Origin of the sequence: Actinocrinis puniceicyclus (assembly GCF_018283645.1) — a bacterium.
Lineage (GTDB): Bacteria > Actinomycetota > Actinomycetes > Streptomycetales > Catenulisporaceae > Actinocrinis > Actinocrinis puniceicyclus.
Genome location: NZ_JAGSXH010000059.1, coordinates 26530 through 38122, shown reverse-complemented (window position 1 = coordinate 38122; position 11593 = coordinate 26530). Strand labels below are relative to the sequence as shown.

9 protein-coding genes and 1 pseudogene are annotated in these 11593 nt (G+C 71.4%); 6 read left to right on the top strand and 4 right to left on the bottom strand.

Annotated features, from left to right (window positions below; translation table 11 throughout):
* The 3 genes and pseudogenes from KGA66_RS17035 to KGA66_RS17025 form a co-directional block, all read left to right on the top strand.
* Positions 1-668, top strand: a pseudogene (locus tag KGA66_RS17035) (hypothetical protein); the annotation flags it as partial.
* A gap of 40 nt (positions 669-708) precedes the next feature.
* On the top strand, positions 709-1296 hold the full coding sequence (locus KGA66_RS17030; RefSeq protein WP_246507985.1) for a sigma-70 family RNA polymerase sigma factor: 588 nt from the start codon (positions 709-711) through the stop codon (positions 1294-1296).
* Positions 1293-2243 (top strand): anti-sigma factor family protein, encoded by a 951-nt coding sequence (locus KGA66_RS17025; RefSeq protein ID WP_211469122.1) that lies wholly within the window; start codon positions 1293-1295, stop codon positions 2241-2243. The genes KGA66_RS17030 and KGA66_RS17025 overlap by 4 nt, the downstream gene beginning before the upstream one ends.
* Positions 2244-2445: 202 nt before the next feature.
* On the opposite strand, the gene KGA66_RS17020 is transcribed toward KGA66_RS17025, so the two are convergent.
* On the bottom strand, positions 2446-2754 hold the full coding sequence (locus KGA66_RS17020) for a helix-turn-helix domain-containing protein (protein WP_211469121.1): 309 nt from the start codon (positions 2752-2754) through the stop codon (positions 2446-2448).
* A 65-nt stretch (positions 2755-2819) separates the two neighbouring features.
* Here KGA66_RS17020 and map point away from each other — a divergent pair, with 65 nt between their 5' ends.
* The gene (map, locus tag KGA66_RS17015; RefSeq protein ID WP_211469120.1) at positions 2820-3602 is read left to right on the top strand and encodes a type I methionyl aminopeptidase; all 783 of its coding nucleotides are present in this window, start codon (positions 2820-2822) and stop codon (positions 3600-3602) included.
* 225 nt (positions 3603-3827) lie between these two features.
* On the opposite strand, the gene KGA66_RS17010 is transcribed toward map, so the two are convergent.
* Together KGA66_RS17010 and KGA66_RS17005 are read right to left on the bottom strand one after the other, a co-directional pair.
* A complete protein-coding gene (locus KGA66_RS17010; RefSeq protein ID WP_211469119.1) occupies positions 3828-5786 on the bottom strand; it encodes a hypothetical protein in 1959 nt (652 codons plus the stop codon).
* Positions 5787-5939: 153 nt separating this feature from the next.
* Positions 5940-6719 (bottom strand): hypothetical protein, encoded by a 780-nt coding sequence (locus tag KGA66_RS17005; protein WP_211469118.1) that lies wholly within the window; start codon positions 6717-6719, stop codon positions 5940-5942.
* A gap of 387 nt (positions 6720-7106) precedes the next feature.
* Between KGA66_RS17005 and KGA66_RS17000 the strand changes: the two genes are divergently transcribed.
* On the top strand, positions 7107-8339 hold the full coding sequence (locus tag KGA66_RS17000) for a hypothetical protein (RefSeq protein ID WP_211469117.1): 1233 nt from the start codon (positions 7107-7109) through the stop codon (positions 8337-8339).
* 145 nt (positions 8340-8484) lie between these two features.
* Positions 8485-10224 (top strand): protein kinase domain-containing protein, encoded by a 1740-nt coding sequence (locus KGA66_RS16995; RefSeq protein ID WP_211469116.1) that lies wholly within the window; start codon positions 8485-8487, stop codon positions 10222-10224.
* Positions 10225-10303: 79 nt separating this feature from the next.
* Here the strand turns inward: KGA66_RS16995 and KGA66_RS16990 are convergent, their stop codons facing one another.
* Positions 10304-11329 carry a LacI family DNA-binding transcriptional regulator gene (locus KGA66_RS16990; RefSeq protein WP_211469126.1) on the bottom strand — a complete coding sequence of 342 codons (1026 nt, stop codon included), beginning with the start codon at positions 11327-11329 and terminating at the stop codon, positions 10304-10306.
* Between the last annotated feature and the right edge of the window lie 264 nt (positions 11330-11593).

Genomic DNA, 11593 nt, shown 5'->3' with positions numbered 1-11593 from the left:
GTGCGGCGGCGGGCGGGCCGGCCATGCCGGGCGCGGGCATGCTGCCGCCGAACACCGGGCCGGCCATGCTCTCCCAGTTCCTCGGCCAGATGTTCGGAAACGGGCAGAGCCTGGGCGACGGGCAAAGCTGGGTCGCCGTGCTGGTCTTCGGCGGTCCGATCGCAGACCAGCTACGTCAGTATCAGTTCATGCAGCAGTTCGGCTCGGTTCCGCAATACCCGGCGCCTGCGCCCTCAGGGTACGGTAACGTTCCTGGCTACCGCTTCGGCAGTGGCTTCGGCTATGGGGTGGACGATGCGGTCCCCGGCTCCGGCCCGCAGTACGGCGCGATGACCCAGGCGTATCAGCAGGCATACGAGTGGGCTGCCGCGCAGCAGGCGATGCTGGCCGCCGGCCAGGCCCAGAACGTGCTGCCCGCGCTGCCCTCGGGCCCTGACACCGCGGTGCCCGTGGCCTCGGCCGTGCCGCCCGCGCTGCCTCCGGCCGAGGCGACGCAGACCTTCGCCGGGATGCTCAACCAGGACTGGGCGGGCTGGCTCGGCCAGAACGCGCAGAACGTCCGACCGCAGAACGAGGAGGAGGACACGCAGGAACCGTCGTACGAGCGCCGCGGCGGAAGACTGAGCAGCCGGCTCGGAGCGGCGGTGCGAGAACTCCGTGGCAGATAACGCTACGCTCCCGAAGCCCTACCCACTCGGAGTGGAACTGTTGAACCGGTCGTTTGGCAGAACCCTGCCAACCAAGGCGGATCAGTCCCGAAAACCGGCGCGCACCAGCGAGGAGCGGCTGCGGGCGCTCTACGCCGAGCATGCCGGACCGCTGCTCGGATACGCGCTGCGGCTGCTGCACGGGGACCGCTCGTCAGCCGAGGATGTGGTCCAGGAGACCCTGCTGCGGGCGTGGACACACCCGGAGGCGATGGATCCGTCCCGCGGCTCGCCGCGCAACTGGCTGTTCACGGTCGCGCGCAACCTGGTCATCGACGCGATCAGGGCGCGCAAGACCCGTCCGGCCGAGGTCGGCGAGGGCCGCCTGGGGGAGGACTGGGCGCAGTCGCTGGCCGACACCTCGGCCGACCCGTACGACCGCAGTCTGGATGCGTGGGAACTGGCCGAGGTGGTCTCGGTGCTCTCCCCGGAGCACCGGGCCGTGCTCGTGGAAACCTACTACCATGGAGCGTCGGTGGCGCAGGCCGCGAAGACGCTCGGTATACCTCCCGGGACCGTGAAGTCCCGCACCTACTACGCATTGAGAGCCCTGCGGCTCGCCTGTGAGGAACGGGGGGTCACTCTGTGACCGATCGCTCGCACGCGGGCGCCGGGTCCGGCCGGGGAAGGACCGGACCTCCCGGCTACCCGCCCGGATACCCGCCGCCGGCGGACTCCTGCTCGCCGGACCAGCGGATCTCGCTCGGCTCGTACGCGCTCGGCGCGCTGGACCCGGCCGAGGCCGACCACGTGCGCATGCACCTGGTGGACTGTGCCGCGTGCCGCGCCGAGTACCGGGAGATGGCCGCCGTCCCGGGGATCCTGGCCCGCATCACCGAAACCGAGATGGCCGCCGGTCCGGTGCCCCCGGACGGCGAACTGCTCACGCGGCTGCTGGAGAAGGCCGCGGCTCGCGAGGCCTCGGGCCTGGCGGTGCCGGACGGCCCGGCCGCCGGCGCGTCGGCGCGCGGCGCGGGCGGGTTCGCCGACGCCTCCGCCGGCTCGGATCACTCCTTCTCCCCCGCGGCGGCCGGCTCCGGTCACTCGGGCCGGGCGCGGCGGCGCCGTTCCGCGCGGCAGCGCTCCGGCGGGCATCAGAAGTCCGGCTTCCTGGCCGGGCTCTGGTCGGGCACGCTCGTGCGCCGCGTGTCGATCGCGGCGGCCGGCGGCGTGCTGGCCGCGGTCGCGGTGATCGGCGTGTACGCCGGGACGGCGGGTCCGAAGGCCCCGTCGGCTTTCGGCAAGACCCTCGATGGAAGCAACACGGCGATGGGCATCACCGGCACGGTCCAGTACCACGCGACCGAGTGGGGCAGCTGGGTGCAGGTGACGATGCACAACGTCCCTCCCGGTGACGACTGCATGCTGCTGGCGCTCGACGGCAAGGGCAACCGCGTCGTGGCCAGTACCTGGTGGGCGCCGTCGAGCGGCACCGCGACCATTCCGGGCGGAGTGGCGATGCAGGCCGACGAGATCACGAAGTTCCAGGTGGTGACCGCCACCGGCAAGACGCTGCTAGAGGTGCCCGTGCACTGACTCGCGCGGCTGCGCGCGAGCGGCGGCTAACAGCGCCCTGCTTCGCCCCCGAGGCGGCCGGGACCGCGACCGGCCACGACGGTCGGCCTGACGGAACCGGTCTGCTTCGGGGGCGTACCTGTGTCGGCTTCGCATCCGCGCGAGGCAGGGGCAGGGGCAGGGGCACCGGCACGGGCAGGGGCACCGGCACCGCGTCCGGGTCTCAGCCGTACGACGCCAGTCGTTCCCGTGCGCCCCGCACCGGTCCGGCCGGTTCGTCACCGGGTTCGGGCCGGTTGATCTCGGCCCAGACCGCGTCGAGGGAGAGGCCGAGGACGGCGGCGATCGCCGCGATGGTCGGGAAGGCGGGGGTCGCCACACGGCCCGACTCGATCTTGCGGAGGGTCTCCGGTGACACGCGTGCTTCGAGCGCGGTCTCAAGCATCGAGCGCTCTCCCCTGGCGCGACGCAAGAGGGCACCGAGGCGCTGTCCGCGCTCGACCTCCGCGGGTGTGAGCGGCAACCTGACCATGGTCCCGATACTAATACCGGGATAACATGGCCGGGATAGTTATTGGCAACCGGGAATGGCGCCGCATGATCGAGATCCTGAGCCCGACCGAACTGCACCGAGCCAAGCAGGCAGGTGCCCTGGTCGCGCGCATTCTGCAGACCCTCAAGAGCCGCAGTGTAGTGGGTACCAACCTGCTGGACATCGACCGATGGGCCGAGACCATGATCGTCGAGGCCGGGGCGGTGTCCTGCTACGTCGACTACGCGCCGTCCTTCGGGCGCGGCCCGTTCGGTCACTACATCTGCACGTCCGTCAACGACGCCGTGCTGCACGGACTGCCTCACGACTACACGCTCGCCGACGGCGATCTGCTGTCGCTCGACCTCGCCGTCTCAACGGACGGAATCGTCGCGGACAGCGCCATCAGCTTCATCGTGGGCGAGTCGAAGCCGCCGCAGAGCGTCGCGATGATCAGCGCGACCGAGCGGGCGCTGCGCGCGGGGATCGCCGCAGCCGGGCCCGGGGCTCGCATCGGCGACATCTCCCATGCCATCGGCTCGACCCTGCGCGAAGCGGGGTATCCGGTCAACACCGAGTTCGGAGGCCACGGCGTCGGATCGACGATGCATCAGGACCCGCACGTCTCGAACACCGGGCGGCCCGGCCGCGGCTACCGACTGCGTCCCGGGCTGCTGCTGGCGCTGGAGCCGTGGGTCATGGCGGACACCGCCGAGCTCGTCACCGACGACGACGGGTGGACGCTGCGAAGCGCGACGGGCTGCCGGACGGCACACAGTGAGCACACGATCGCCATCACCCGCGACGGCGCCGAGATCCTCACTCTGCCCGAGCACGCGCACTCGTGAGGTCGTGCCCGCGCCCGTCCCGGCCGACGACAATGGGCCGCTGGCGAGATCCGGCGCATGCGAGCGGCCCGCGTACCCTGACTTTCCAGGGTACGCGGGCCGGGTGCTTCACAGGACTGCGTTCCCAGTCCTCAGCGGCGCGTCTCTGCCGTGTTCATCCGCTCCCTGTCACCATCTGGCCCGCGTCATCAGTCCCCTTAATCCGCATCGCCGGTGGCCCAGGGTTTACCAGTGGTGGCCGCTGTGCTTGCGCATGTCGCCCGAGGGACGCGGGGTGGCGGTCTGGGTCGGCATCGGCATCGGGGCCATCGCCTGGCCGTTGCCGTTGGCCGCAACGCCGACCGCGGTGAGCGCGCAGTTCATCTGTGCCGTGGCCCCGGCCGTGTTGAGGCACTTCTGCGCCGGGTTGCCCGCGCCGGCGGTGACCGCGTTGGTCATCTGGGTGAAGACCACCGAGACCACCACGTTGCCGTTCATGCCGAGCGTGGTCACCGGGTTCTTCAGGCCGAAGTTCTGGCAGTTGAGGTTGCCGAAGGACTGCTGCAGCCGCATCCCGAGGAAGGTGAACAGATTGCTGGCCGCCGCCGCGTTCGGGGACGTCTGGTTGATCAGGAGGTTGACGTCCTGCTGGAGCCGAGCGCTCTGGATGCTGTCCATGTCGCCGCAGTAGACAGCCGGGCTCTCACCGGCCGGCAGCGGCGGCTGGTCCACGCCCGCGCGGTACAGGTTGGTCTTGGTGTTGCTCATGTTGCCGTTGACCAGGGTCATCGGGTCGTTGGCCGGGACCAGCGCCACCGGAGTGTGCGCGAAGGCGTTGGCCTGGAGTTCGTCGAGGCCCAGCGACGTGGTCGGAGTGTTGTTGTTCGCCAGGTCCGGGGCGGTCCACGGCGCGCAGCCGAGAGCCGGGTCCACGAAGGCGTCCAGCAGGCCGTTGTCACTCGGGTTGGAGATGGTGGTCGCGCCGGCCATCGCCGCCGCGGTGGTCGCGGTCTTCTGCGCGATCTGGCCGTTGCCGTTCGCGAGGTACGCGGTGGTGACGTTGTCGCTCTGGTCCTGGTCGATCAGGGCGAAGTCGCGCAGCGTCTCGCACGGCTGGCCGTCGGTCGCGGTGCCGGGGTTCGGCACGGTGACCATCCCCGCCTGGATGCCCTGGTTGACCGCCGCGAAGAACGCCGGGGAGTTGCAGTACGCGAACTGGCCGAACACGTCGCCGGCGCCCATGCCGTTGACGCACTTGCCCGCGGCCAGGCTGCCGTTCGAGTCCTGCAAGGTGAGGTTGGTGGCGTTGAAGCCGAACCAGATGCCGACGACGGCGTTCGCCGGGAGCGTCGGCACGACCGGTGCGGCGGCCGGCTGCGTGCCCATGTCGACCACCAGCGGATCGTAGATCGACAGCGCGCCGGTGGCCGGGTCGTAGACGGTGGCCTGGACGAAGGCGCTCTGGTTGATGTTCGCCTCGTGGCACGGGCCCATCGCCGCGTTGGTCGCGGTGAACTGGTACGGGGTCGCCAGGCCCTGCGCCGTGAGCGGGTTGGGCGGCACGACCAGCGTGCAGTTCGGGTTCGGAGTCGCCGCGGCTGCGGCGGCGGCGGACGTGGTGGCAGCGGCGGCGGCGGTGGCGGACGTGGTGGCAGCGGCGGCGGCGGTGGCGGTGGCGGTGGCGGTCGCACACGCCTTGGTCGCCGACGGCGACGCGGCGGCGGCGGCGGAAGTCGTCGTCGCGGCCGTGCTGGTCGCGGTGCCAGTGTTAGTGCCGGTGCCAGTGCCAATGCCCGCGGCGGCGGAGGTCGTCGCCATGGCGCCGCCGTTACCGGTCGTCATGCCTGTCGTGGTCCCGGTGGCCGTGCCCGCACCCGTGCCGGTGTTCATGCCGGTTCCGGCCGCCATGCTCGACGTGGTCGTGGCGGAGGCCGTGGCGTGGTTGTGGTGGTGCTTGGTGTTGCCACCGTAACCGCCGTAACCGCCGTAGTTGCCGCCCTGGGCGATCGTGCTCGTACCCGTGCCGGCAGCGCCGCCGGTCCCGTTCGCCGCACCGGCTGCGCCCGCCGCGGTCGACCCGGAGACGCCCGTGGCAGGGTTCGCACACGCCACCGCGCCGCCCGCGTTGTTGTTGTTGTTGTGATGATGATGATGCAGGGGCGAGGCCATGGCTATGCCTACAGCGGCGATCACCACGACCGGCATGGCGGCGAAAATCGTGCCGACCTTGCGAGTCCGCCAACTGCGACGCTCCCGGCGCGCCCGGGTCGACTCGACCCTTGACGACCTGCGTAGCGGCTGGCCGGGTTCCTGACCCCGCGGCCGACCGTGCGAACTGGATGCGGACACTCTCGCTCCTTAGAAGTGCGTACCCGATGTGTTGCGTCGACGGCGGATCACCAGGAATCCGACCCCGCCGGCAAGCGCGAGGGCCACGGCGATGGCCGCGGCTCCAGCTGTGGTCAGTGCGGAACGGCTCGACCCGGCCAGCCCGACCCGCACGATGCCCGTGCTGGTCACCGGACCGTTCCCGGCCGCGGTCGTACCCGGCATCGGGGACATCGCCTGCGCTGCCGTCGAACCCGTCGCCGTCGCCGCGCCACTCGCCGCGGGAGCGGCGGGCCGCGCATTGGCCGGGCTCATGCCACCGCCCGCCGCGCCGCCGCCGGCCGCGGGCCGCGGCATCGCGGGCGCCGAGGCCGGCGTCGTCGCGGGCGGCGGCGCCGCGGCCTGGGATGTCGGATCGGCCGGCTGCGTCGAGGGCGGGGGCGCGACGGCCGAACCGGAGACCGTGATCGTCACCGACGGGCTGCCCGAACCGCAGTCCGCGGAGACCGTGTAGGTGCCGGACGTACCCGGCGCGATGGTCGCCGAGCCGGAGAAGTTGATCGAGCTCTGCGTCACCGAGGCGGAACCGCCGACGAAGGCCGCGGATTTCACGCCGCCGAAGCCCTGGCCGTTGTTCGGGCAGGTCCCCAGGACGCTGACACTCTGTCCGGGCGCGGCCGTGCCCGGGTTGACGATCAGCTGGCCGTAGCCGGTGCCCGCGTGAGCGGGTCCGACGGACAGCAGCAGCGCGCCGGCCGCCCCCAACGGGACGGCAAGAGCGCAGAAGCGGGCTGCTAGAGGACGGCGCACGTGCTCATCACGCCCTTTCCGTAGCTGTCGGAGGCGCCGGGCCGATCGGCTCGGCGCACGCGTGACCGCTAGCACGCAAGGTTTTCGAGAGCGGTTCAATCCGGCCGCCGACCGCGTCGGCCGGCTGACAGCGCACCAGCTGTTCCACGAGTTCTCATATGCGGCTACGTCAGGGTGCAGGCGCGTCAGGGTGCAGGCGCGTCAGGGCGCGTCAGGGTGCAGGCGCGTCAGGGCGCGTCAGCGTTTCGTAATACGCCCGCGGCCCATCGGGTTGAACCGGATCCGCGGTTCCCGCGTGCTTGGCCGATAACCGTCCGCAGCCTCGCCCTCGGCACCACGCCGAACAAAGCCTGAAGCAACAAGAACTCAAGGAGTGTGTTCAGCGACATGTTGAGCAGAACGAAGGTCCGGATCGGCATCGGGTCGGCCGCGGCGCTCGCCCTGGCCGCCGGGGCACTGACGACCGCTTACGCCTCGCCGTGGAGACACGGGAACAACTCCTCGGTGTCCAACACGGCATTCTCCGCCCGATGGTCACCGCAGATCGCCACCGGCACCACCACCCTCAAGACGGTGTCCTCCACGGTCCCGTCGAACGGGGACGTCAACCCGTACGGCGTCGCGGTCGTGCCGCGCAGCGTCGGACACCTGATGGCCGGCGACGTGCTGGTGAGCAACTACAACAACAAGGCGAACCTCAACGGCACCGGCAGCAGCATCGTCGAGGTCGACCCGCGGACCGGAAGGCAGACGCTGTTCGCCTGGCTCACACCCAACCGGCTGCCCTCCACCTGTCCCGGCGGCATCGGCCTGACCACCGCCCTCGTGGTGCTCAAGAACGGCTGGGTCGTGGTCGGCAGCCTGCCGACCACCGACGGCACGTACAAGACCGCGAAGTCCGGCTGCCTGATCGTGCTCAACAGCCTCGGGCACGCCAAGGCCGTGATCACCGGCCACGGGATCAACGGCCCGTGGGGCATGTCGGCCTGGGAACACGGCGACGACGTCCAGCTGTTCGTCAGCAACGTCCTCAACGGCGTGAACGGCCGGGTCGGGCAGCAGGTCAACAAGGGCACCGTGGTCCGGCTCAAGCTGGACGTGACCCAGCAGCGCTTCCGCGTCGACACCGCGGTGATCGTGGGCTCCGGCTTCCCGGAGATGGTCAGCCAGGACGGCTTCGTGCAGGGTCCGACCGGCGTGACGCTCGTGGGCAACACGCTGTTCGTCGCCGACACCCTGGCGAACCGGATCGCGCAGATCAACTGGGCGACCACCCGGCACAACAGCGCAGGGCTCGGATTCACCCTGGCCGAGGCCGGGCTGCTGAAGATGCCGCTCGGGCTCACCTCGTTCGGCGGGCTGCTGCTGACCGTCAACGGCGAGAACGGCAACCTGATCGCGATCAGCCTGCGCGGCCAGGTCGCGCTGGTCAAGGCGCTGGACACCACCGCGGTCGCCGGGTCGATGCCGGGCGCGGGCGCGCTGTTCGGCCTGGCCCCCAGCTGGGACGGCAAGTGGCTGTACTACGTCAACGACCTGCAGAACAACCTCAGCGCCACCGGCCCGCTGCGCGGCGGCGGCAAGGGCAGCTACTGGGGCGGCTACAACTACGGCGGCTGACCGCCCCTGCCGGTCCATCCGAAACACCCACAACCGTCCCGCGCCGGCGCCGCACGCCGGCGCGGGACGCCCGAGCCCCGAGCCCCGAGCCCCGTCACGCCACGCCACGCCACGCATCCGCAGCGAGCCCGAACAGGGGGGACCTGTGACCAGCACCGAACACCACTACTCCCAGCAGATCGACGAAGGAGCCCTGATCGCGGGCCGCTACCGGCTCGCGCGCTGGCTCGGCCTCGGGGCCACCGGTGAGGTCTGGGCGGCACGCGACGAGCGGCTCGGCCGCGACGTGGCGGTCAAGCTGGTGCTCGGCGACCCGAGCGCCGACCCGCAGACCGCGGACCGCTTCACCCGCGAGGCGATCGCGGTGGCGCGCATCACCCACCCGAACGTGGTCGCGGTCTACGACCAGGGCGAGTACCAGCGCCACCAGTTCGTCGTGATGGAACTGGTCACCGGGTGCAACCTGGACGAACTGCGCGGCGGGCGCCCGATGCCGATCGGCGCGGCGCTGGCCATCGGGGTGCAGATCAGCCGCGCGCTGGAGGCCGCACACGAGGCCGCGGTGCTGCACCGGGACATCAAGCCGGCCAACATCATGGTCAACCACGACGGCGTGGTGAAGGTGCTCGACTTCGGCATCGCCGGGTTCCTGCAGGGCGCCGGTTTCACCGAACGGCTGACGCGCACAGGCGCGGACAGCCTGGGCACCCCGGCGTATACCGCCCCTGAGCGGATCATGGGAGCTCAGGCGGACGTGCGCTCGGACCTCTACTCGGTCGGCTGCGTCCTCTACGTCCTGCTGACCGGCCTGCCGCCGTTCCCTGCCGACGACAGTCTGACCATCCTGCACCGGCACCTGCACGACGAGCCGACGCCGGTGCGCCGCTGGCGCCCGGAGGTGGCGCCGGAGATCGACCAACTGGTGCTGTGGCTGCTGGCGAAGGACCCGGCGGCGCGGCCCGCCTCGGCGGCGATCGTGGCCGGGCGGCTGGAGTCGCTGGCGATGGCTTATCCGAATGCTGATATAACACGCGAGCAGACGCTCGACGAGTTGTTCGGCGCGACCACGGCGACGCAACCGGTGCCGTTCGTCGAACTGGACCTGGAGCAGGACGCCGATCCGGGCGCGGGCCGCGGCGGCGAGCGCGCCGGACGCGGCTCGGCGAAGAACGGTCGCGACGCCGCGTTCGTCAGGACCGGGCGCAAGCGGCACGCCCCGGCCGTCTTCCTCGCGGTCAGTGTGGTCGCCGGGCTGGCTCTCGGGGTCGTGCTCAGCCGCCAGGCGATGAGCAGTGCCGGAACCGTGATCGGCGCGATGCCCAGCGCGGACGCGCTGCACGTCACCCGCACCGCCGCCGGCGCGATGCCCGGCAACGGGCAGGCCGCGAAACCCGCTGGCACAGGTACGGGCGCCGGCGCGAGCGCCGCGACATCGTCGGCGGCCGCGACGAACATGGCCGCGGGCGCGGGCGGCGGCGCGACGACGAAGCCGACGGCGTCGGCCAAGGCCGTGAATCAGGGGGCGACGTCGAACGTCACCCCGAACGCGCCGATCACGCCGTATCTGCGCTACACCGCGGCCGCCGCGGGCACGGGCGGTTGCGCGAAGCTGGCTCCCGGGCAGTTCGAATGCACCGTCGGCCGCGCCGACGGCGCCCCGGTGTTCCAGGCCGGGACGCTGGACCGGGCCGGCGCCATCGCCCCGGGCCCCCAGCCGTTCTACTGCCAGTCCTCCGGCGCGCAGTACTCGTTCAACGGCTTCCACAACCACTGGTGGGCGTGGACGGAGTCGGCGCAGGGCACCTTCGGCTGGGTGTCCGCGGTCGACCTGGCCGGCGGCTCGGACGACCAGCCGGAACCGGGCCTGCCCTTCTGCGGGAACTGACGAAAGAAAGAACCCTGGTTCCGCGCGCCACGCCGCCGGCCCGGCCCGGCCCGGTCAAGTCAAGTCAGGTCAGGTCAGGTCAGGCCAGGTCAGGTCCCGGCGCAGCCGTGCTGTCGCGGACCGTCAACGTTGTGGCTATCTCCACCCCCACCTGTGCGGGCTCCTCGCCGCGGCCGAGAGCCAGCGCCAGTTCGGTCGCGGCCATCGCCATCTCGGTCAGCGGCTGGTGGACCGTGGTCAGCGGCGGATCCGCCCAGGCCACGATCGGCAGATCATCGAACCCCACCACGCTCAGGTCCCGCGGAATGCGCAGGCCGGCCACGCGGGCGGCCCGGTACACGCCGAGCGCCTGCAGGTCGTTGCCCGCGAAGATCGCGCTGGGCCGATCGGGCCGGGCCAGGAGGGTGCACGCCGCCGCGTAGCCGTCCTCGTGGGTGAAGGGGGCGCCGATCACCAGGTCGGGCGCGACCGTGAGGCCGGCGGCCTGCATCGCCGTGCGGTATCCGGCCAGCCGTGCGCGGGCGCACAGCACGTCGTCCGGTCCGCTGATCATGGCGATGCGGCGATGCCCCAGCTCGATCAGGTGCTGCGTCGCGGACCGGCCGCCCCGCCAGTTGGTGGCGCCCACGAAGGGCACGTCGTCGGGCAGGTCGGTGGTCGGGTCGAAGACGACGAACGGGATGCCCTTCGCCCGTAACTGGTCGCGTTCCTCGTCCGAGAGCTGCGCGACCGAGAGCACACATCGCGGACGCCGTTCCACCGTGTCGTCCATGGACGCGGCGGCCGTGTCGTGAAGGCCGAACTCGGAGACCATGAGCCCGACCCGGTTCTTGCGGGCCACCCGCTCGACGCCGCGGATGATCTCCACCGCCCACATGCTCTCCAGCTCGCGGAATACGAGCTCGACGACGTTGCTGCGGTTCGGTGGCCTGCGGTACCCGTATCTGTTGATCAGCTCCTCGATGCGGGCCCGGGTTTCGTCGGACACGCCCTTCTTGCCGTTGAGCACCTTGGAAACGGTGGGAATCGAGACCCCGCCTGATTGCGCGATGTACGCGATGGTGACCGGACCACGCGCGTTGCTCCGCGGGGTGTCTACGTCCACTGCCTGCCTTCCCGATCCGTTGTCGGCCACGGTTTCCTCCCCTCACCTGGTCACGGGCGCGCTCGTCTCGTTCGCGAGATCCGCTTGAGGCAGGACCGGACGAGTTCGCCGACCGCGACCACCGCCATTTTGGCACCCGCCGGCCGCGGGCGGCCCGGGAGCCGGAGCGCGGTCGGAGCCCGGGCACACCCGCGGGCGTTCGCCGAGGACCCCCGAGCGGCCGTGGTTCCCCGGCCGTCGCATGGCCGGGGAACCACGGGATGC

Excerpts from the sequence above, each read along its gene's own strand:
- KGA66_RS17020 (WP_211469121.1), bottom strand. The coding sequence starts at position 2,754 with ATGGTCAGGTTGCCGCTCACACCCGCGGAGGTCGAGCGCGGACAGCGC.
- map (WP_211469120.1), top strand. The coding sequence starts at position 2,820 with ATGATCGAGATCCTGAGCCCGACCGAACTGCACCGAGCCAAGCAGGCA.
- KGA66_RS17010 (WP_211469119.1), bottom strand. The coding sequence starts at position 5,786 with ATGCCGGTCGTGGTGATCGCCGCTGTAGGCATAGCCATGGCCTCGCCC.
- KGA66_RS17000 (WP_211469117.1), top strand. The coding sequence starts at position 7,107 with ATGTTGAGCAGAACGAAGGTCCGGATCGGCATCGGGTCGGCCGCGGCG.